At 39.8% G+C, this 21,009-nt stretch carries 20 protein-coding genes and 1 riboswitch; of the genes, 16 read left to right on the forward strand and 4 right to left on the reverse strand.

Annotated elements, in window-relative coordinates; genetic code table 11:
- Window positions 1-124 precede the first annotated feature (124 nt).
- From E7L28_RS03245 to E7L28_RS03290, 10 genes are all read left to right on the forward strand, one after another.
- A complete protein-coding gene (locus tag E7L28_RS03245; RefSeq protein ID WP_316604048.1) occupies window positions 125-535 on the forward strand; it encodes a hypothetical protein in 411 nt (136 codons plus the stop codon).
- A gap of 8 nt (window positions 536-543) precedes the next feature.
- Complete coding sequence (locus E7L28_RS03250; RefSeq protein WP_316604047.1) at window positions 544-867, forward strand: hypothetical protein; 324 nt, start codon at window positions 544-546, stop codon at window positions 865-867.
- A 2-nt stretch (window positions 868-869) separates the two neighbouring features.
- Window positions 870-1,172 (forward strand): hypothetical protein, encoded by a 303-nt coding sequence (locus E7L28_RS03255; protein WP_077707997.1) that lies wholly within the window; start codon window positions 870-872, stop codon window positions 1,170-1,172.
- A gap of 15 nt (window positions 1,173-1,187) precedes the next feature.
- Complete coding sequence (locus tag E7L28_RS03260) at window positions 1,188-2,018, forward strand: class I SAM-dependent methyltransferase (RefSeq protein WP_316691968.1); 831 nt, start codon at window positions 1,188-1,190, stop codon at window positions 2,016-2,018.
- A gap of 36 nt (window positions 2,019-2,054) precedes the next feature.
- On the forward strand, window positions 2,055-2,498 hold the full coding sequence (locus E7L28_RS03265) for a GNAT family N-acetyltransferase (RefSeq protein WP_270279259.1): 444 nt from the start codon (window positions 2,055-2,057) through the stop codon (window positions 2,496-2,498).
- Window positions 2,499-2,675: 177 nt separating this feature from the next.
- Window positions 2,676-3,158, forward strand: a complete 483-nt coding sequence (locus tag E7L28_RS03270) for a GNAT family N-acetyltransferase (protein ID WP_316604045.1) — start codon at window positions 2,676-2,678, stop codon at window positions 3,156-3,158.
- 199 nt (window positions 3,159-3,357) lie between these two features.
- A riboswitch (cobalamin riboswitch) is annotated at window positions 3,358-3,546 on the forward strand.
- A 202-nt stretch (window positions 3,547-3,748) separates the two neighbouring features.
- Window positions 3,749-4,921, forward strand: a complete 1,173-nt coding sequence (locus tag E7L28_RS03275; protein WP_316692322.1) for an ABC transporter substrate-binding protein — start codon at window positions 3,749-3,751, stop codon at window positions 4,919-4,921.
- A 101-nt stretch (window positions 4,922-5,022) separates the two neighbouring features.
- The gene (locus E7L28_RS03280) at window positions 5,023-6,195 is read left to right on the forward strand and encodes an ABC transporter substrate-binding protein (protein WP_123138380.1); all 1,173 of its coding nucleotides are present in this window, start codon (window positions 5,023-5,025) and stop codon (window positions 6,193-6,195) included.
- Window positions 6,196-6,211: 16 nt separating this feature from the next.
- Window positions 6,212-7,261: a FecCD family ABC transporter permease gene (locus E7L28_RS03285; protein ID WP_004697920.1), complete on the forward strand. Its 1,050-nt coding sequence runs from the start codon at window positions 6,212-6,214 to the stop codon at window positions 7,259-7,261.
- Entirely contained in the window at window positions 7,258-8,037 is a 780-nt protein-coding gene (locus E7L28_RS03290; protein WP_316711433.1) for an ABC transporter ATP-binding protein, read from the forward strand. The genes E7L28_RS03285 and E7L28_RS03290 overlap by 4 nt, the downstream gene beginning before the upstream one ends.
- 188 nt (window positions 8,038-8,225) lie before the next feature.
- Here E7L28_RS03290 and E7L28_RS03295 read toward each other — a convergent pair whose 3' ends face one another.
- The 4 genes from E7L28_RS03295 to E7L28_RS03310 all read right to left on the reverse strand — a co-directional run bounded on the left by E7L28_RS03295 (window position 8,226) and on the right by E7L28_RS03310 (window position 12,103).
- On the reverse strand, window positions 8,226-9,326 hold the full coding sequence (locus E7L28_RS03295; RefSeq protein ID WP_316692186.1) for a metal ABC transporter permease: 1,101 nt from the start codon (window positions 9,324-9,326) through the stop codon (window positions 8,226-8,228).
- The gene (locus E7L28_RS03300; RefSeq protein WP_316692187.1) at window positions 9,323-10,288 is read right to left on the reverse strand and encodes a metal ABC transporter permease; all 966 of its coding nucleotides are present in this window, start codon (window positions 10,286-10,288) and stop codon (window positions 9,323-9,325) included. Before E7L28_RS03300 ends, E7L28_RS03295 begins: the two co-directional genes overlap by 4 nt.
- Window positions 10,285-11,016, reverse strand: coding sequence for a metal ABC transporter ATP-binding protein (locus E7L28_RS03305; protein ID WP_004697906.1), 732 nt, complete (start codon window positions 11,014-11,016; stop codon window positions 10,285-10,287). Before E7L28_RS03305 ends, E7L28_RS03300 begins: the two co-directional genes overlap by 4 nt.
- 145 nt (window positions 11,017-11,161) lie before the next feature.
- On the reverse strand, window positions 11,162-12,103 hold the full coding sequence (locus E7L28_RS03310) for a metal ABC transporter solute-binding protein, Zn/Mn family (protein WP_278618590.1): 942 nt from the start codon (window positions 12,101-12,103) through the stop codon (window positions 11,162-11,164).
- 464 nt (window positions 12,104-12,567) lie between these two features.
- On the opposite strand from E7L28_RS03310, the gene E7L28_RS03315 reads away from it, so the two are divergent.
- The 6 genes from E7L28_RS03315 (at window position 12,568) to cooS (ending at window position 20,850) form a co-directional block, all read left to right on the forward strand.
- Entirely contained in the window at window positions 12,568-12,945 is a 378-nt protein-coding gene (locus tag E7L28_RS03315) for an energy transducer TonB (protein WP_077708008.1), read from the forward strand.
- A 10-nt stretch (window positions 12,946-12,955) separates the two neighbouring features.
- Window positions 12,956-13,303: an energy transducer TonB gene (locus tag E7L28_RS03320; protein WP_004697914.1), complete on the forward strand. Its 348-nt coding sequence runs from the start codon at window positions 12,956-12,958 to the stop codon at window positions 13,301-13,303.
- A gap of 229 nt (window positions 13,304-13,532) precedes the next feature.
- Window positions 13,533-15,149: a PAS domain-containing protein gene (locus E7L28_RS03325; RefSeq protein WP_077708009.1), complete on the forward strand. Its 1,617-nt coding sequence runs from the start codon at window positions 13,533-13,535 to the stop codon at window positions 15,147-15,149.
- A 367-nt stretch (window positions 15,150-15,516) separates the two neighbouring features.
- The gene (locus tag E7L28_RS03330; RefSeq protein WP_077708010.1) at window positions 15,517-17,145 is read left to right on the forward strand and encodes a phosphoenolpyruvate carboxykinase (ATP); all 1,629 of its coding nucleotides are present in this window, start codon (window positions 15,517-15,519) and stop codon (window positions 17,143-17,145) included.
- A gap of 231 nt (window positions 17,146-17,376) precedes the next feature.
- Window positions 17,377-18,282 (forward strand): LysR family transcriptional regulator, encoded by a 906-nt coding sequence (locus E7L28_RS03335; RefSeq protein ID WP_077708011.1) that lies wholly within the window; start codon window positions 17,377-17,379, stop codon window positions 18,280-18,282.
- A gap of 408 nt (window positions 18,283-18,690) precedes the next feature.
- Window positions 18,691-20,850, forward strand: coding sequence for an anaerobic carbon-monoxide dehydrogenase catalytic subunit (cooS, locus tag E7L28_RS03340; protein WP_077708012.1), 2,160 nt, complete (start codon window positions 18,691-18,693; stop codon window positions 20,848-20,850).
- Window positions 20,851-21,009 lie beyond the last annotated feature (159 nt).

Consider the following 21,009-nt stretch of genomic DNA (forward strand, 5'->3'; position numbering starts at 1 on the left):
TTTAATAATTAAGCCAATAGATTATGATATCTATTGGCTTTTATATTGTATCGAAAAATTGGTATACTGATTTTAGGTTAATAGATATTATGTTTCAACTGTTAGATTGTGAAACCGAGGAACTATGAAAACAACAAAATCTTTTGGCGAGTATTCCAAGTATTCTCTCCACGATGCAAGGGCACAGAAAATAGAATACGTAGACGATAATTTGATCCTTACATTTGAGTACATTTTTTCCTATGAGAACGGTGTTGAACAAACTCATAAGGCTCAGGTCGTGTTTGAGACGTGCGATATAGATTTTTTTGAAATTCTCGTATTTAATAATACAATACTAGATACTTTCACAGGTAAAAGAATTGAGTTATCTCAGTATCAACAGGATTATAGTGAAAGTGAATTCGAGGTCATTACAGAGACCTATAATTGGGGTCACGCTGTATTCCAAGGTTGGTTATGGACCGAAGGGAATCCCGTACACTGTATAATGAACATATACTTTAAAGGTGATATGGTATATGTAGTTGAATGAGGCCCGAAATGAGTAATTTAGATTTTACTATTGGTTGTACAGTTACTTTCTTCAGCAAGAAGAGGAGAACTCCACCGAATTTAAATAATGGAATGTACTATCCTCATTTCGTTATAAAAGGTACTGAGGAATATCTTGGTATCAATTTTATTGATGGTGAAGATGTCATCTTTGATAAGCCAATTCAAGCTAATGCTTTACCAGTATATGAAACCGTAGATTATTCTGCTATACAGGTAGGTGCAGAGTTTTTTATCATGGAAGGCGGAAATATTGTTGGTGAAGGGATTGTAAAAGCTATCTTTCAGCATAAACCATATGGGAGTAAATAGTTATGGGTTATAAAAATGTATGTGTAAACTGCCGGATTTCCTTGTCGGAGGGCACAAACTACGAATTATTTAACAGAAATAAAACCTGCCCTACTTGCAAAGGTAAAATGTACTTTGTGAACGAGAAGTTCAAGGCTCCTAAAAAATCTAATGACAAAGAATGGAAGATTATCGAGTATTTGTTGTTGAGCGGCTATGACTTCCGTAATCCTTATTGTGGACATGAGCAATGTATTTATTTTGAGTTCCCTAAGAATCTGCAAGAGGCAGAAGAGTTTATCCGAGAAATGAGGAATTTAGACTAAGTCAGGAGGTTTCGTATGGCACCGCAAGTTACAGATTTTTCGTTCTGGAATGAAATGTGGAAACAAAGTTATTATGATCGTGAGAAAGAGATTCGGGCGAATCCATTATTAGAGTATTGGGACAAGCGAGCCAATGACTTTTCTCTCATGCGTAAAAGCAATGACTACGACTTTGGACGGAAGGTGTATGCTGCTTTAAGTAGTGTCTTAACACCTGATTCTAGTATGTTAGACATAGGTGCTGGTCCAGGTTCTTTCACAATTCCTTTTGCTCAACATATTAAATCTGTTACTGCTATTGAGCCGTCCAAGGGCATGGTGGCAGTCCTTAAAGAAAATGCCAAAGAATTAAACGTTGAGAATATTAACATCATTGAAGAAATGGTACAGGACTTATCCCCAGATGGCTCTCCAGACTTTCAATTTGATCTGGTAACCATATCTCTTGTGCTTTGGATGTTCCCTGATGTGTGGCCTCGGCTTTTACAAATGGAACAATATTCTAAAGGCTATTGTGCAATCGTAGCTGGCATTCCCGATTGGAAGAATCCTCGAGAAGCTAGCAAATCTGATGTACAAGAGTTTCAAATTCTGTATAATATGTTACTTTCACAAGGGCGCTCACCTAATGTAAGCATCATTGATTATAGATGTGAACGTACTGTAGAAGATGAAATCGAGTGCCGAAAGATCATATACGAACAGTACTATGGAGACTTAACGCCAGCAGCAGAGGAACAAATCAAAAAAGAAATCATAGCAAAATCTAAGGACAATAAATGTTTGATTTCCTCTCGGTCTGCTATAATTTGGTGGAATCCTAAGGAAGTTGTGTCACACACCTAAGATATAGTTGATAAATGGATTAGAAAAGGCAGTAGCATGATTAATATCGTTAAGGGCGATAGGGCGATTACCTATACCGAAGAAAGAAACTTTACCCCTCAGCAGGTAGCAGAACTGTTTTTATCTGTTCGTTGGGTGGTGGGCAAGTATCCTGATAGATTGCACAAGGCACTAATGAATTCATCGCGCGTGATTTCTGCTTGGGATGGAGATCGTTTAATAGGTCTTATTCGTGTCATGGATGATAGCGAACTTGTGTGCTTCATCAATTATGTGCTAGTTCATCCTGATTATCGGGGCCAAGGTATTGCAGGGCACTTGCTTGAAATGGTGAAAGACGCTTACAAATCGTATTTGTACATCAATGTTATGATTGGTGAAAGCAAGAATGCGACCTTTTACGAGAAACATGGTTTTAAAGTAAAAGAAAATTCCTTACCGATGCAATATCGCAATGTGCCTAAATATACGAAAAAGTAAATTTAGTAAATATAAGATTCAGCAGAAAAAGGCTACACGTAACATCTCTACGTGTAGCCTTTATGGCGTAAACCATTTATACTAAAAATGATTTATTTTAGCTGACTCATTTTAAAATGTGCTCTATACAAATACATAAGTGCATAAGTACATAAGTACATAAAGAAGGATATTAATATGTTAATACGAAAAGCGACAACCGCAGATTTAGATGTAGTTACATATATCGAAGCAACTTGTTTCCCTCCTGCAGAGGCGGCGCCTCGTGAGGCTTTTAAGGAACGATTAGACCGTTATGCAGGTCAGTTTTTAATTGCCTTTGACAGCGATACACCTATTGGTTTTATCGATGGATTTGTAACAAATGATGAAATCTTAACGGATGAGATGTTCGCCGATGCTTCGCTGCATAATCCCAATGGTGCATGGCAAATGATTTTTGGCCTAAATACATTGCCAGAATACCGCAATCGTGGTGTTGGTGGTCAGTTGATAGAGGCTTTCATAGAATTGGCCAGAGAGGAAAACCGAAAGGGTGTCATTTTAACCTGTAAGGAAGAAAAGATACCTTATTATGCCAAGTTTGGTTTTGTAAATGAAGGAGAATCAGAGTCTGATCATGGTGGTGCTAAATGGTATCAAATGCGCCTTGAATTGTAGCGGAAAAGTTATTAATCGATAAAAATAAATTATAGGATTTTAAGGACATTTTTACAGATTGTCCTAATGAGAAGCTAAAACTCCGCTTAGTGGTTGAGTTTTAGCTTCTTTTTAGTTGAAAAGTGTAGATTTTATAGGGATAGCTGTACCCCTATATGTTTATTGACACTGTATATACCGCATGCTACGATGAGAAAAATCACATATGATTGGGTTAGGTGTCTATTGACTTAATAGAGAATTTGGTACAAGCCAAAGCGGTCACGCCACTGTAACAGCGAGGTACTTTGCATAGAGGGTGAAATGCTCTCGGTCACTGAAGTTTTTGGGAAGGCGCAAAGTAACGTTAAACTGGAGCCAGGAGAACTGCCTAATTAACAATTGCCAATTGACCTGCGAGAGACAGGGATGGGGATTGATATAGATGAATTTATACTAGCTATGCATAGTTGAAAGCTCATACTATATGCTAGCTTATTAGGCGTGGTAGTTAGTCTAACTGAGATGACAGCCCGTTTCCTCTTCGTGGGGAGACGGGCTTTTTATGTGCACTTATAGTGATAGTTTTAGTTGAGAGAAGAGAGGTACTTATGTTCAAACAAAAGAAGTTTATGGCGTATTTAGCCACGGTTTTCCTCCTAATTGTTAGTATGCTCATCGCTGCATGTGGAGGTCCTAGTGAGACAAAGAAAGATACGGCGCAAAATAGCAAGCCTATTGAGATTACTGACGTAACAGGACGTACGGTAACGCTTAAAAAGCCAGCAGAGAGAGTTGTCTTACAGTGGAGTGGTGCTGGTGGTCCATTCTTTACGATTTCTGCCCTTATGGGTAAAGATACGCCAAAGGTTATCGCTGGTATGGATACATCCTTACAGGATTATAGAGCGGATATGTGGAAGCACTTTACTGCTGAAATGCCTGAGTTAGCTAAGATCCCAGTAGTGGGGACTATCGGTGATAAAACATTTAATGTGGAGCAAGTTATTTCCTTGAACCCCGATGTTATTTTCATTCCTCTTGACTTGAAAGAACAATATGAGTCCGATGCTAAACCAAAATTAGATGCAGCAGGTGTACAAACGATTTACATTGATTACCATGCTGAAAAACTTGAAAGTCATCAAAAATCTATCGAAGCCATAGGTAAGGCTTTGGGTAAAGAGGAACGTGCCGCAGAAATCAGCAAGTTCTATACGGATCGCGTGACAAGAGTTCTCGATCGTGTTAGTAAAATTAACAAACCAAAACCAACAGTTTACCTTGAAGTTGGTATGAATGGTCCGGAAGAATTTGGTAATTCCTTTAGTAGTAATTACTCTTGGGGGGCATTAGCTACTATGGCTGGTGCTGATGTCATCACCAAGGATGTTATTAAGAAAACGTCTCCTATTAATCCAGAGTTTATACTTGAGAAAAATCCAGATATCATCATGATCATGGGTTCTTACTGGCCTAAGAAACCAACCTCTATGCGTTTAGGTTTTGAAGCAACCGAAGCATCGTCTCAAGAGTTGTTGAAAGCTTTCACCACAGAACGTCAAGGTTGGAGCGAATTAAAAGCTGTTGAAAATAAACAAGTTTACTCTGCGCACCACGGTCTTCCACGTGAAGTCTTTGATGCAGCCGTATTCGAATATTTAGCAAAAACCTTCTATCCTGAAGAGTTTGAGGATGTAGATCCTGAAGCTACACTTAAAGAGTTCTATGACAAATTCTTGCCATTCTCTTATAGTGGCATCTGGTTTATGCATATGAATTAGGGTTGTGTTGTGTGTGAAGGAGCTGATGATGTAAAACCCAAATAAATGCTGTTATATATTGTGTTTATTAGAACTTATTAAGTTTGGAATCGAGGTATTCTATGGTTAAGAAAAAGAAATTTATGGCTTATCTTGCCACGGTGCTCCTGCTAGTTGTGAGCATGATTATGACAGCTTGTGGTGGTCCAGCAGATACGAAAAAGGATGCGGCACAATCTGGCAAACAAATTGAGATTACAGACGTAACAGGTCAAAAGGTTACGTTGAAAAAACCAGCAGAACGCGTAGTAGTTCAATTGAGTGCTTCTGGTGGTGCGTTCTTGACTATGGCTGCGTTGCAAGGCAAAGATGTGGCTAAGACTATTGTTGGTATTGACCCTTATTTGAGTAAATTGCGTACAGATATGTGGGATCGCTACAAATCTGAAGTGCCAGAGTTGGAAAAAATTCCTCTCATTGGTAACGTAAATGATAAAACATTTGATGTGGAAAAAGTAATTTCCTTAAACCCAGATGTTATCTTCATGCCTTTATATTTCAAAGATCAATATGAAGCTGATTACAAACCTAAAATCGATGCAGCTGGCATTCCTACTATCTATATCGATTACCATGCGGAAAAGCTTGAAAATCACCAAAAATCTATCGAAGCTATCGGTAAAGCATTGGGTAAAGAGGAGCGTGCAGCAGAAATCAACAAGTTCTATACTGAACGTTTAACAAGAGTTATGGACCGCATTAGCAAAATCAATAAACCAAAACCAACTGTTTACATTGAAACAGGTAACGAAGGTCCAGAAGGTTTAGGTTTTGCGTATAGTGGAAACGTAGCCTGGGGCGCATTGGCAACGCAAGTTGGTGGCGACCTTATTACAAAAGATGTAGTTCAAAAAGCAGGCCCTGTTAACCCAGAATTTATTTTGGAAAGAAATCCAGATATCATCATGATCATCGGTTCTTATTGGCCTAAGAAACCTACATCCATGCGTTTAGGTTTTGATACAAATGAAGCAAAATCTCAAGAGTTATTGAAAGCTTTCACCACAGAACGTCAAGGCTGGCCTGAATTGAAAGCCGTTCAATCTAAAAATGTTTTCTCTACTCACCATGGTTTACCTCGTGAAGTATATGACGTTGCAGTATTCGAATACTTAGCTAAAACATTCTATCCTGAGGAATTCAAGGATGTAGATCCTGAAGGCACACTTAAGGAATTCTATGATAAATTCCTTCCATTCTCTTACGGTGGCGTTTGGTTTATGCATTTGAACTAAAAAGGAGTTTTTCGTAGTGACAGAAACTAACAATCAGTACGATTATAAGAAACAGAGCTATAAAAAGCTCATGTTTATTATCATTGGTCTGATCATTTGTGCGGTAAGTTTTGTTACCGATATTATTGTGGGCCCTGCATCACTCACCTTGAGTGATGTATGGCTCGCATTAACAGACCCAGCAGAGGTTTCCAAAAACGCATATGTTATCATTTGGTCGATTCGTCTTCCGACGGCCATTATGGCATTGCTCGTAGGTGCTTCCTTGGGCATTGCTGGTGCTGGCATGCAGACTATCCTTGATAACCCGTTATCTAGCCCGTATACACTTGGTATATCCGCAGGGGCTGGCTTCGGTGCATCTCTTATGGTTGTTGTAGGCGCTAGTGCATTAGAGTTTTTAGGTGTCTTTATGGTTCCATTTGGCGCCTTTGTATTTGCTAGTTTGACGAGTTTCTTTATCTATTCCATCAATAAGATTAAGAATTTTTCCTCTGAAACGATGATTCTCGCTGGTATCGGCATGATGTTCTTGTTCCAAGCGCTTCAATCCTTGATGCAATATATGGCATCTCCTGAGGCCCTTCAAAACATCGTGTTCTGGACTATGGGGAGTTTAGCTAAGGCAAATTGGGTGAACATCTCTATTGTTCTTATCGTGCTAGCAATCATGCTTCCGCTCATGATGCGTGAATCTTGGCGTTTAACAGCATTAAAATTAGGCGATGAAAAGGCTTCTGGTCTTGGTGTTAATGTTGAAAGCTTACGAGTAAAAGTGTTTGCTTTCATCTCCATCATTACAGCCGTTGCTGTTTCTTTCGTTGGAACCATTGGTTTTATCGGTATTGTAGGACCACATATTGCACGTATGCTTGTGGGTGAGGATCAACGGTATTTCTTGCCGTTATCTGCAGTGTGTGGCATGGCGATTTTGTCTCTCGCATCTATTGCGAGTAAGATGCTCGTTCCTGGGGCGATGTTCCCAATCGGTATTGTGACGGCAATCATCGGTGTACCTTTCTTCTTCTCGTTGGTATTAACTAGGAAAAGGAGCTATTTCAAATGATTGAAGTTCATAATCTAACCTTTGGTTATTCCGCTACGGAAGACAGACAAATCTTAAAGGGCGTTGATTTTGCTGCTAAAACAGGTAAATTGACTGCGCTCATTGGTACTAACGGTGCTGGTAAATCTACACTTTTAAAAACAATTATGGGTATCTTGAAAGGCAAGGGCGAGATTTCCGTTAATGGTAAACCTGTATCTCAATATTCTACAAAGGATTTTAGCAGTACAGTCAGCTATTTGTCTCAAGATAATGACTGTAAAGTCAATCTATCTGTTTTTGAAGTCGTTATGCTAGGGCGCATGGGATCCATATCATTCCGTGTAAGTGATGAGGATATTGCAGCCACACAAGAGGTATTGGAACGGTTGAACTTACAGGGCTTTGCATCGCGCAGCATCATGGAGCTCAGCGGTGGTCAACGCCAACTTGTGTTCATGGCGCAAGCCCTTGTAAAAGAACCTAAAATCTTAATTCTTGATGAACCGACAAGTGCTTTAGATTTGCACAAGCAATTTGACTTGTTAACATTGCTAAAAAACCTGACTCAAGAAAATGATTTTACAACACTCGTAACATTGCATCATCTTGATCTGGCGGCTATGTTCGCAGATGAAATCATCGTGCTTAAAGAGGGTACAGTATATGCTCAAGGCGCGCCGAAAGACATCTTTACAGAAGCCATGATGGAAGATGTATACCGTGTTAAAACGAAAATTTATATGGATGACAATGGGCTACCTCATGTAATTCCATTAGAAGCTATTATTAATTAATAGGATTCTTTGTGATTGCGTTGAGCTTATTATAGTGTTGGAACTATTTATTATAGATAATCATTGACGTGAATCCAGTTATATTAATAGGCTGTAAAATAATTAGTTAATAATAAAAGAAGCTGAAATCTTTGCAGAGCAGCATTGATTTCAGCTTCTTTTTGTTGGGAAAAGTATTGGTATTGTATTTAAATAATCTCTTTAACTTGTGCTATACCCTTATCAGTAAGCACGTAGTGTCCATTTGTCACATATAATAGACCTTGTTTCTTTAGCTGTGAAGCAGCTTGATGAGTATAATCAGGTCTCCAGTTCAAATGCTCATGAATGGTACCAATGCCGTTTTCAATGTGCGCGATAGGTGTATCCATATGTGTATAAATATGGCACAACATCATCGTTTCCCGATAGTGGCGACGTAAGTGACGTTGACGACGGTATGTGGCGATATAGCCTGTCTTTGGTGTTGCGATAACAGCGATAATCAGTGCGATACCGATGGTGGTTGCAATGGAACCCGCGATGGATACGTCCATGGTGAAAGATACTTCCGTACCGACGACAGCACAGATAATACCGATGATGATACTGCTAGTAAGCATGGCTTTCACAGAGTCCGTCCATAAATAAGCGATGACCGCAGGCCCTATCATGAGGCCGATGACGAGAATGGCGCCTACCGCTTGGAACGAGGCCACAACGGTGAGGGATACCATGGTCATGAGTACATAGTGGATAAGGGCTGGCATAAAACCGAAGAGTCCCGCTAGTAGCGGATCAAAGGTGGAGAGTTGCAATTCCTTGTAGAACAGCATGACTAATATTAAATTGATGAGCGCTACGCCTAGAGAAATCCATAGCGATACAGGTCCCAAGTCGGTGCCGTTCACAATCCATCGATCAAAGGGGGCAAAGGCTATTTCGCCAAGTAATGCGGTATCTACATCGAGATGAGCGTTACCGCTGTATAGGCTGACCAGAATGATGGCTATAGAGAATAGAAGCGGGAAGATGATGCCGATAGACGCATCTTCGTTGACAAGCCCCGTATTGTGTATCATTTCCGTAAGCCATACGGTGCCTACACCAACTAAGGTAGCCCCGACGAGTAGAAATGGAGAGTTTAAATCTTCCGTCATAAAGAAAGCGAGCACGATGCCGAGGAATACGGTGTGTGTAATGGCATCGGCCATCATGGACATGCGACGCAATACGAGGAAGACCCCAGGGATGGCACATGCGATGGACACCGCAATGGCAATGAGGAATATCTCTGTATGAACTGTCATGGGGCACCTCCTATGTGAGGTTGTGCGTCCTCTGCTACGTAAATACTTTGCTGTGCTTTGGATTTGGGAGCCCTTGTGGTTTCTAACAATAATGCGTGTTTTGACTGTCTATTTTTGCGGAACTGCCAGAGCATACCTCGGTTAGGAGCAAAGATGAGGCTCAATAATACGAGAATCGATAAAATGACGATGATAGCTGGACCTGTCGGTAATTTTGGGACCGATGTACTCCAGATAGTACCGCCGATGGCGGATATCATGCCAAATAATCCTGCTAATATACACATGGTGCCCAGTTTATTCGTCCACTGTCTTGCCCCAACGGCGGGTGCAATGAGGAGAGAGCTAATCAAGATAGCCCCTACCGATTGAATGCCGATAATGATGGTCATGATCAATAATGAACGATATAAAATAAGGGTGAAAGTGACGGGAATTTGTAGTGTTTTGGCGTATTCCACATCGAAGGAGATGAGCTTTAACTCCTTCCAGAATAATGCGGTTAGCACGATGATGATAAGCGCCGCTGCAGATGTGATGTACACGTCGCGGGCTAATATGGTGGCGGCCTGTCCAAATATAAATTTTGAAAGTCCCGCCTGACCTGCATTGTTTAGACTTTGAAGGTAGGTGAGTAGAACCATACCGAGCCCAAAGAAAGCAGATAGTATAGTAGCTAGAGCACCATCGAATTTGATTTTACTGTTTTCTACGGTGATGGTAATGAGCCAAGCCGCAGTGATAGAGGATAGAGCAGCACCTGCGATGAGAACTTCGATGTCCTTGATGCCCGTCAGCAAGAAGGCTATGACCACACCGGGTAATGCCGCATGTGATAGGCCGTCACCGATGAGGCTTTCCTTGCGAAGTACCGCAAAGGTGCCAGCGATACCACTAGCGAGGCCTAATAGAGCCGTGCCAAGCAGTACCATCTGCGTCGTATAGGATTGGAGTATGGTCATACAATCCTCCCCTTGCCGTAGGTGCGCTCAATAGCTTCGTCCGTAAATGTATCTGCTACGGGGCCATAGGCGACAGTTTGTTTGTTTACCATCGTTACCCAATCGAAATATTGGGGCACCGTATTTAAATCGTGGTGGACGACGATAACCGTTTTGCCTCGAGCTTTCATTTCTTGTAAAAGCGAAATAATAGCATGCTCTGTGGTTTTATCGACGCCCTTGAAGGGTTCGTCCATGAGGTAAATATCTGCCTCTTGGACGAGAGCTCTTGCGAGGAAGACGCGTTGTTGTTGTCCCCCTGAAAGCTGGCGAATTTGTCTGTCCACATAGTCGCTCATGCCCATTTTTTCAATCATGGAGAGGGCGAGTTCCTTATCCTTTTTGCTAGGACGCTTAAACCAACCTAGATGACCATAACGGCCCATGAGTACTACATCTAGTACTGTGGTAGGGAAGTCCCAGTCTACGCTGCCACTTTGAGGGACGTAGGCGATTTTTTTGTAATCGTTTTTGTCCATCGCTAAGTGGTGATCGATATAAAATTTTACACTTCCTGAGATAACTGTTAGTAGACCAAGCATGGCCTTTAATAATGTGGACTTACCGGCCCCATTAGGGCCGACAATGGCCGCTAAGGAACCGATGGGTACCTTCATATCTACGTCCCATAATACGGGTTTTGTCGTATATGCTACGGTCATATCTTCAACTTCAACGGCCCATTCCATGGAAACCTCCTTGTATTAATGCGTGCCACTAGCTAATATTGCTAGTAGCACATGTACTTACAATAACAAAGTAAATTTGAGTCTATTTAAGTTAGTATACGTAAATTTAATTTGTCTTATTTAATTAAGAAAATCTAGCAATTGATTATTTAAGTGCTTTGGTAATTGTATCAATATTGGCTTTTACCATGCCGATATATGTACCGCCTTCAGTGCCTTCGGAGCCGAGAGAGTCGGAATATAATTCGCCACCGATGGCAACATTCCAGCCTTTAGCCTTAGCTGCTTCTTGAACGGCTTCAATTGTTTTATGTGGTACAGAAGACTCTACGAAAATCGCTTTAATTTTGTGGTCTACGATATATTGAACCAGTTCATTCACATCTTGTGTGCCTGCTTCTGTAGCAGTGCTTACACCTTGCAAACCTTTTACTTCAAAGCCGTACGCGCGAGCGAAGTATTGGAATGCATCATGAGCTGTTACAAGTACGCGAGATTCTTTCGGAATAGATTCTGCTTGAGCTTTAACGTACGCATCAGTTTCATCTAACTTAGTAAGATATGCGTCATAGCGTTTTTTGTAATCTTCTTTATGAGCCGGATCGGCTTTAGCAAGACCTTCGTATACTGCTTTTGCTGCCAGTTTCCAGTTAGCAACGTCAAACCAAATATGAGGGTCTTTTGTTTTTACACCATCTTCTTCGTCAAAGTCGAGCAATGTAGCTGGATCAATGGCGTCAGATACGCGGATGGTCGCTTTATTTTGCTTTGTTAGGTTATCGAAAATGGAGCCCATTTTACCTTCCAAGTGAATGCCGTTGTATACTACTACATCCGCTTTAGACATAGCTGTTACATCGCCTGCACTCGCTTGATATAGGTGAGGGTCTACACCAGGTCCCATGAGACCTTGAACGGTTACATGGTCACCGCCGATTTCTTTTACTAAATCCGTTAACATCGTCGTTGTAGCTACGATATTAAGTTTTTTCTGACTATCTTGGGCTGTGTCTTTTCCGCAGCCTGCAAGGGCAAATACTATAAGTGCTAATGATACGACGACTAATAAAATTCGATTAAATTTCATAATAAGCCTCCTTTTTAATAGATACTAAATTTAAAAACATTAATGACTTTGTTTGAGGGAAATATTTTGTTCTAATAATGAAATAATTTGAAGAAGGAAAATATCTCTCTGAATCTAAACGGAAAAATAGCCGCTACTAACGTAGCGGCTAGTGGCAGTTATACGGTCTTCTGCTAAGGTCAAAATAATCTAGGGAATAAGTGCTTGTAGATGGCTAGGCCCAATGAGGGCAACGATACCAAGTACCATCATGACCTTCATTTGAATACGCTTTCTACGTCTCATGATGAACCTCCTTTGTGTAGTTTTTTGTCATATCAACTAGATATGTGAGTTCGAACAGTTATCTTGAATTCAATATATCATAAATGAGAAATTTTATCAATAAGAATTTATTCTTTTAATATTCATCTTTATTTAGTATGATATTATGCATAGATAAAAGGTTAATAAGGAGGCTTCTTATGAATAAATTATTCCGATACGCTGCTGTAGCAGTACTCGTTGCATCTTTTGGCATGGTAGGTGATTATACAGCTGATGCAGCGAAGTTTTTAGAATCTCCAAGGGAGGTTACTATTGTAAAACCTGAGTTGCCTGAAATCCCTCAAACCGCTACGGTAGCGCCTGATATGCGCGTACGCTTCTTGATTGATAAAAAAGGTAATGTTAAAAATGTTTTCGTAGAGCGCTCTTCTGGATATGCTCCTGTTGATGAAGCAGTAAAAAAAGCAATTTTGCAGTGGAAGTTTACCCCTGCTATTGGCACAGATCAAAAGGCACACGAATCCATTATTGGGATGACAATTACTCTGCCTAAGCAAGCTGTGAAAGCTAAATAAGGAGAAAATGATGAATAAAGTGTTGCGTTGTATTATCTTAAGCTCATTGTTTGTAATGAGTATGGTAGCTTCTGTGTTGGCAGCTCCATATGATCCACCAGTAGCTATAGCTACACCACCTATTGACCGAGCATTGCTCGCTGCCTATGGTGAAGCTGCTCATGGTGCAGATATACGTTTTACCATCAAGGAAGATGGTTCTGTAGGGGACGTTGAAGTTGTCTCATCTAGTGGCTCTAGTGCTCTTGATGCAGCCATTGTTGATACTATTTCTAAATGGAGATTTAGTCCTGCCACAGATTCTAATGGTAAACCTGTAGCATCTTCTAAAACTGAATATATTGATTTTAAAAACTAATCAAAGGCACTCATACAGAACTGCACTCCAAAAATTGGACACAATTTTTGAAGTGCAGTTTTTGTATGCCAAAATATTCTAAAAAATAAAGTAAGGTTATTCACTTTCATAACATTGGATTCGTAAATTTTAAAAATAAATCAAAATTGTATCTGTAGCAACTGAAAATTACTTTCAAAATGGTATAATAAAAATATAATTATAGATTAGCCCGTGGAGGTATAAGCATATGAATCCATTAAAACAAAAGCTAGATATTAACAATGAACGTTACAGAATTATTGTGTCCATTAAAGAAGATTATTTAGATGGTAAATTGTCCTTAGAAGAGGGCAATCGCATTTTAAAAGAGAAACTAGGTACTTGTACACCTGATGAGTTTGCCTATGCAGAGCAAAGCTTGAAAGGTGTTTACAAGGACGAAGAAATCCTAGAGAAAATGGATGATCTCTTAGATCTATTTGATGGCGTTTTGGTGCGTGCTGAAAATGAGTATCCTGAGAACCATCCGTTGTGGGCGTACTTGGAAGAAATCAACGCTGTTGAAAAGGTAGCCCTTGAAGCAGACGAATTGTTGAAACAAGAGAAGTTTATCAAAAATCCGTGGCTCGGTGTTTTTGATTCCTTAGCAGAGTGGAGAACTCATCTATCTCGTAAGCAAAATCAACTGTATCCAATGCTTGAGGACCACGGTTTTGACCGCCCAACGCGCATTATGTGGACCTTTGATGATGCTGTGCGCGATGCTATCTCTGCATCCTATGCATTGCTTCGGGAAGATAAGTATGAAGAATTCCTAGCGTCTGTGCCAGAAACTTTGGCGAAATTACGGGATTTGAATTCTAAAGAACTAGAAGTTTTACTGCCGACTTCTTATAAATTGTTGAGTGACGAAGAGTTTGTTCGGATGAGTAAAAATGACCATGAAATTGGTTATGCTATCATCAATGCGCCAGGCTTATATGTAGTGCCAGGTATCAATGATTCTGCGGCGCAATTGAATGGTAATAATTCAGCTCAAGGTGGTGCTGTATCTAACGAATTCTTAAATGATTTAGCCGGATTGCTATCTAAATATGTAGGCCCTGTTGGTGCGGCGCCCGCTGGTAAGGATGCAGTCCTCGATGTAGCAACGGGTAAATTGACATTAGAGCAAATTAATTTGTTGTTCCGTCATTTACCGGTAGATTTATCCTATGTAGATGAAAATGAACTAGTTAAGTTCTACAGCGATACGGCACATCGTATTTTCCCTCGCAGTGCGAACGTTATCGGCCGTGAGGTGAAGAATTGTCACCCCGCAAAATCCGTTCATATAGTAGAGGAAATCGTAGAGAAGTTCCGTTCTGGCGAACAAAGCCAAGCGGAATTCTGGATCAATAAACCAGGCTTGTTCATCTATGTTATCTACACAGCGGTGCGCGATGAAAATGGTAAATTCCGCGGTGTATTGGAAATGATGCAAGACTGTACTCATATCCGTGAACTTGAGGGTTCTCGTACATTGTTGACTTGGGATAAAACTGATTTTGTAGGCGATGGTGGTAAGGAAAAATCTTTGGCTCAAGAGGCAGCAGAAGAGGTAGAAGAAGAACCATTAACAACTGATGCAAATGGTCGATTCCATATCGATGCAAAAACAACATTGTCTAATCTAATTAAACATTGTCCGGATATTGTAGATCATTTGATTTCTTTAAATCCTAAATTCGAGAAATTAAAAACACCTATGGTAAAAGTAATGGCCAAGGTGGCAACAATTAAGATGATGGCAGAACGTGGCGATTTTGAGGTAGATGATCTAATTAGTAAAATCGATGCATTTATCAATAAAGATAAGAAATAGTTGTACTTTCAAACGTGAAAGAGGCAAGTGCTTAGGACTTTGCCTCTTTTTCGTTTTGCTATTTGACTAGTTGATTTGTACATATAACTAGTTACTTTGTAACTCTGTCTAGTTTTTAAGGTGTTCCATTGCATACTAATAGTTTCATGCCGCTAGGTATTAATTTATTACATTACAAATGTGTTGCACTAATTCAAAATAAACATACATTAATTTCCTATAAATCATCTGTTTTATGTATACAAATTTGATTGAACAGGGTAAAATAGAAAATAATGAAAGTATTTGCCTTAGCAGTGTTTTCATGTACAACATTACTTTTACAAGAGAAATTACTAATATATTTAAAGGTGAGGATCTAGATACTATGTCGACAAGACGCGTTTGGAAGCAAAGTGAAATCAAAACAAACCCATTATTTTCTATGATGCGCAGTACAATTGAAACTGCATTCTATGGGAACAATGTAACTCCTGTAACATCTGTGGCACAAGCGTATCAATTAGCCTCTGAAGAGCCAGGTGTTATCGTCCTCGATATGCCAGTATTTAAACCTTTAGAGCAAGGTTTGCCAGCTGATGCAAAGGTTCTTGTTACAAACGATGGTAAAACTACTGGCCGTTATGCTAAAGCTCGCCGCATTATTGGCGATGAAGGCATAGATGAAGTTGAACTCGCTAACATTGCACGTGACGCAGTATATGATAGCCGCAATAAAGAGTGGATTTCTGCGGAATCTATCGTTGGTCTTGATAAAAAATTCACAGCTCGTGCTCATTTGATGATTCCAAAAGATCACGCGTCTATTTTATATTCTTGGCTTATGAACTTTAAGTTCTTTGATGCGGCTGTAAAAGAATTCTACAACGATAGTGTAGACATTCCGGAAGGCGATATCTATATTTACTCTGATCCTGACTATGTTGTGCCAGGTCATCCAGGTGGTCTTGCTATTTTTGACCCTGCTCATAACTGTGCCATGATTCTTGGTATGCGCTACTTCGGGGAGCATAAAAAAGGTACGCTTACACTTGCGTGGTCCTTGGCAAACCGCTTTGATTATGTTGCATGCCACGGCGGTATGAAACGTTACAACCTTGAAGGGGGCAAATCCTACACTATTGGTGTATTCGGTTTGTCCGGTTCCGGTAAATCCACATTGACTCATGAAAAACATGATGGTCGTTATGATATTTCTATCTTGCATGACGATGCGTATGTTATCAATACAAACGATTTGAGTTCTATTGCTCTTGAACCTACATACTTTGACAAAATGCAAGATTATCCTGTGGAACATCCTGCTAACGAATTCTTGTTGACGCTACAAAATGTAGGTGTAACGATGGATGAGGATGGCCGTAAGGTTGTACTGGCCGAAGATGTGCGAAACAGCAATGGACGTGCTATTAAATCTCAATTCTGGACAGATAACCGCGTAAACTACGTAGGTGAACCTGTTAATGCGATTGTATGGCTTATGAAAGATAAAACATTGCCACCAATCCTTAAGATTTCTGATCCTGTATTGGCTTCTACAATGGGTGCAACCCTTGCGACTCGTCGTTCTACAGCAGAAAAACTTGATGCTCACGTCGATCCAAATGCGCTTGTTATCGAACCATATGCAAATCCATTCCGTACATATCCATTGGTTCGTGATTATGAAAGCTACAAAAAATTATTTTCTAAATGTGGCGTAGAGTGCTACATCATGAACACCGGCTTCTTCTTGGAAAATAAAATTCCTAAAGAAGTTACTCTTGATTTATTAGAGCGTTTAGTAGAAGGTACATTAGAATTTAAACCGTTCTGTGAATACGAAAATCTTTCTTATGTAGAGGTTCCTGGTTTTGAACCTCCATTCGAAGTACGCGAGTATCATCACCAATTGCACCAAGCTTTTGAGTTCCGCTATGATTATGTAGAAAAACTTAAAGGTCATAAAAACGAATTACCTCAAGAAGTATTGGATGTACTTAAATCTTTAATGTAATCTAAAAATTAAAAAGGGCTGTAATAGAATGCGGTTTTACCGCATACTATATGTAGTTCGTTTAACTTATAAGACATACCAAGAAATTTAGGTTTGTAAGGCACTAAATTTCTTGGTATTTTTTTATTTTCCCCATGTATATGTAACGTATATTTTAGTAATATATAGTTATAATAGAAATAATGTTTTATTATAAGACTTGTATATGTACATAGTTATAAGGACTCGTATATGGACATAAAAGACATTAAATATATTAGTACCATCGTTGAGATGGCATCATTTTCTAAGGCATCTAAAAAGTTATATATTTCTCAGCCGGCGTTGAGTCAGGGAATTCGTCGTATTGAAGCAGAGCTAGGAGTTACGTTGTTTGTTCGTGATCGTACAAAAGTCGTGCCAACGGCTGCGGCATTACAAATTGCAAAAGAGGGCATGCCGTTAGTTTTAAAGGCGGAGGCTTTAACGCAATCTATCATTAATCAAGGCACAGATGTAGCCTATCATGTGCGTATCGGCTTGTCTCAATTTTATGGACATCATATGCTCGGGAAAACATTGAAAAGCTTTCAACAGATTGAACCGTCTTGGGAGTTCCATGTTGTAGAGGGTGAATCTCACTTCTTGGAACAGCAAATTTGTGATGGTTTAGTAGATGTAGGGTTATTCCCAACGCCGATTTATTCTCAGGATCTTGAAAGTTATCCCGTTTTAGATGAGCAGATTTTATTGGCCATTAGTGTGGAAAATAAGAAGGCTATAGCCATTGCAGATTCTCTCATGACTGGTGATGGAATTCGAGAAATTGCACCCTTTGGAGCATTTCCGTTTATTTTGCTAAGAGAAGGACTCAAATTACGGACGTTGGTAAACCGTTTATGCCAAGCGGAATGCTTTGTGCCCAAAGCCGTCATTGGCTCTGAAACTCTAGATTCATGCCGGTCCTTGGTAGAAGATGATTATGGTATTACATTCTTGCCGAGCACGCTCAATAGAAAGGGGGATGACGATAAGGTTAAATTCTATCCTCTTGCATCGAAACTTTGTTTCCGCCAATTAGTTCTTGTGGCGAGGTCTGATCGGGCAAAACGTTTCCATTTATCTGAAGTAGCACATATCATGCTGCAATTTTTGTAGTGTATAGGTATAAAGATAGTTAGGTGGCATATCCTGAGGGGTGGATCATATTAATAAATTAATAATTAATATATAAATTAATACGTAAATCAATCAATTAATCAATAAAATAAAGAGACTAATTCCTGTAAAATTTAGGAATTAGTCTCTTTTTATTTATGAAAAGAAACTGAAAAAATCGAATTAAATAAATATAGTAATTATCATATTCTTAGATATAGATGCGTCAAAAATTTCTCAAATTCTAATTGACAAATGTCTTTTCAGAAAATATACTTATAGTAGATTAAAACATATTTAGGAGATAGGATTTAAAACCCATCATTGTAGTGGATTTAAAGTGAATTAAAAGTAGAATATGTTTTTGTTTTTATTGGTTGGCCTATGTAGGCCCCTAGGAGGTTTCAAATGAGTAAAGATGTGGAAAATAAAAATACCCATGAACACAATCATGGTGAACAACATGGTCACGACCATAATCATGAACATCATTGCCACTGTGGCGGTCATGATCATCATGGTCACGACCACGATCATCAACATGACCACGATCATAGTCATGCAAAGGCTCTTCCGACGGATAAATGGGTGCCACACACTCATGAACCAGGGGTACCTCATGAACATGGTGTAAATGACTACATGAAAGCTGTTGCTGAGTATCGTAAAACATGGCCTACAAAACAAGATGTAATTGAACAAACACCAGATCCTGCTGTGCGTGAAATGATTCTTCGTATGGAGCAAATCGGTTGTGATACGGTATTTGACCGCTTTGATAAACAACAACCACAATGTACATTTGGTATTGCTGGTATATGTTGTCGTATCTGTTTCATGGGCCCTTGTAAAATTACACCTAAGAGTCCTCGTGGTGTCTGCGGTGCGGATGCTGACCTCATCGTAGCTCGTAATATGACACGTGCTGCTGCAGGTGGTTTGACTCAACATGGTGCACATGCTCGTGAAATCTTGATTTCTTTGAAAGCTGCTGCTAATGACCAATTGGACATTCCAATTTTAGGGGAAGAAAAAATCCGTACTGTATGTAAGGCTTTCAACATCCCTGAAGAAGGTCGTTCCTTGAAAGAAGTGGCTAATGATTTAGCAGATGTATTGCTCGAAGATTTGAGCCGTGCATTGCCAGGTGAATATAAAACAATTACAGCTATGGCTCCTGCAGAGCGTCGCGAAGTTTGGAAAAACTTGGATATCTTGCCTGTTTCCGCATACAATGAAGCCTTTGATGCATATCATCGTACAACCGTAGGTACAGATGGCGATTGGGAAAGCAACATGAAACAATTCTTACGTTGTGGTCTTGCGTTCACATTCACAGGCGTAGTGGCCGCAGATATCGCTACTGATGCATTATTCGGTCAAGGCGGTCGCCGTACATCCAAAGTTAACATTGGAGCCTTGAAAAAAGGGTATGTTAACATCGCTGTTCATGGTCACTTGCCAACATTGGTTTCTCAAATTTGTAAGATTGGTGCGTCCGAAGAGTATTTAGAAAAAGCAAAAGCTATCGGAGCTAAAGGTATTCAATTCTATGGTATTTGCTGCTCTGGCTTATCCAGTATGTACCGCTATGAAAATGTTATTCCATTGTGTAATGCTATCGGCGCTGAGCTCGTACTTGGTACAGGCGCACTCGATTGCTGGGTAGCTGACGTACAAGACGTATATCCTGCTATCATGGACGTAGCACGTTGCTTCAACACAAAGGTTATCACTACATCTGATGCAGCTCGTTTACCAGGTGCTGAACACATCGGCTACGATCATCATCACACTAACTTGGCTGAAACAAAAGATTTGGCTCGCAAAATTTTGGATCGTGCTCTTGAAGCGCATGAATTGCGTAAAGGTATGCCTGTATTCATTCCGCCATACGAAATCACAGCAGAAGTTGGCTTCTCTCCAGAATCCACTGTTAAACATTATGGTTCCTTCAAACCATTGGCAGAGGCTTTAAAATCTGGTAAAGTTCGCGGTATCGTTAACGTAGTAGGTTGTTCTAACCCTCGTGTTATCTATGAAAAGGCAACTGTAGATATTGTTGATACACTTATTAAAAATGGCTGTATCATCCTTACAAACGGTTGTGCATCTTTCCCATTGATGAAACTTGGCTATTGTAATACAGATGCTAACAAGAAATGTAGCCCTGCATTGCAAGAGTTCTTGGGCGATGATCAACCACCAGTATGGCATGTGGGTGAATGTGTAGATAATGCGCGTTCCTCTGGTATCTTCGGCGGTATTGCTGCAGAACTTGGCCTTAACTTACCTCAATTGCCATTTGCTATGTCTAGTCCTGAATGGTCTAACGAAAAAGGTATCGATGCATCCCTTGGCTTCCGCCTAATGGGTATTAACTCTTACCACTGCGTTGAACCACCTACACAAGGCTCTGATGCTGTAACAAAATGGTTGAAAGAGGACACTAAAGACATCTTAGGTTCTGTTATGTATGTTAATACAGATCCTGCTAAAGTAGCTGAGAAAATCTTGGCAGATATCGATGAAAAACGCGCTGCTTTAGGTTGGGCTGAAGTAAAATAGTAATTAGTAAATTATAGTTTATAATAAGAAACGCTCAAAAGCGTAATGGTTATCGTATTTCCTTAAGCTTTTGAGCTTTTTTCTTTATATAAGAGTATAGTGTTACTTGTTAATTCGTGAGTTCTTACAAACCCTTTACTATTAACCCTTATGGTAATA

The organism is Veillonella parvula (genome assembly GCF_032575955.1).
GTDB lineage: Bacteria > Bacillota > Negativicutes > Veillonellales > Veillonellaceae > Veillonella > Veillonella parvula_J.

Coding starts and splice junctions, on each gene's coding strand:
- E7L28_RS03245 (WP_316604048.1), top strand. CDS start 125: ATGAAAACAACAAAATCTTTTGGCGAGTATTCCAAGTATTCTCTCCAC.
- E7L28_RS03250 (WP_316604047.1), top strand. CDS start 544: ATGAGTAATTTAGATTTTACTATTGGTTGTACAGTTACTTTCTTCAGC.
- E7L28_RS03255 (WP_077707997.1), top strand. CDS start 870: ATGGGTTATAAAAATGTATGTGTAAACTGCCGGATTTCCTTGTCGGAG.
- E7L28_RS03260 (WP_316691968.1), top strand. CDS start 1,188: ATGGCACCGCAAGTTACAGATTTTTCGTTCTGGAATGAAATGTGGAAA.
- E7L28_RS03265 (WP_270279259.1), top strand. CDS start 2,055: ATGATTAATATCGTTAAGGGCGATAGGGCGATTACCTATACCGAAGAA.
- E7L28_RS03270 (WP_316604045.1), top strand. CDS start 2,676: ATGTTAATACGAAAAGCGACAACCGCAGATTTAGATGTAGTTACATAT.
- E7L28_RS03275 (WP_316692322.1), top strand. CDS start 3,749: ATGTTCAAACAAAAGAAGTTTATGGCGTATTTAGCCACGGTTTTCCTC.
- E7L28_RS03280 (WP_123138380.1), top strand. CDS start 5,023: ATGGTTAAGAAAAAGAAATTTATGGCTTATCTTGCCACGGTGCTCCTG.
- E7L28_RS03290 (WP_316711433.1), top strand. CDS start 7,258: ATGATTGAAGTTCATAATCTAACCTTTGGTTATTCCGCTACGGAAGAC.
- E7L28_RS03295 (WP_316692186.1), bottom strand. CDS start 9,326: ATGACAGTTCATACAGAGATATTCCTCATTGCCATTGCGGTGTCCATC.
- E7L28_RS03300 (WP_316692187.1), bottom strand. CDS start 10,288: ATGACCATACTCCAATCCTATACGACGCAGATGGTACTGCTTGGCACG.
- E7L28_RS03305 (WP_004697906.1), bottom strand. CDS start 11,016: ATGGAATGGGCCGTTGAAGTTGAAGATATGACCGTAGCATATACGACA.
- E7L28_RS03310 (WP_278618590.1), bottom strand. CDS start 12,103: ATGAAATTTAATCGAATTTTATTAGTCGTCGTATCATTAGCACTTATA.
- E7L28_RS03315 (WP_077708008.1), top strand. CDS start 12,568: ATGAATAAATTATTCCGATACGCTGCTGTAGCAGTACTCGTTGCATCT.
- E7L28_RS03320 (WP_004697914.1), top strand. CDS start 12,956: ATGAATAAAGTGTTGCGTTGTATTATCTTAAGCTCATTGTTTGTAATG.
- E7L28_RS03325 (WP_077708009.1), top strand. CDS start 13,533: ATGAATCCATTAAAACAAAAGCTAGATATTAACAATGAACGTTACAGA.
- E7L28_RS03330 (WP_077708010.1), top strand. CDS start 15,517: ATGTCGACAAGACGCGTTTGGAAGCAAAGTGAAATCAAAACAAACCCA.
- E7L28_RS03335 (WP_077708011.1), top strand. CDS start 17,377: ATGGACATAAAAGACATTAAATATATTAGTACCATCGTTGAGATGGCA.
- cooS (WP_077708012.1), top strand. CDS start 18,691: ATGAGTAAAGATGTGGAAAATAAAAATACCCATGAACACAATCATGGT.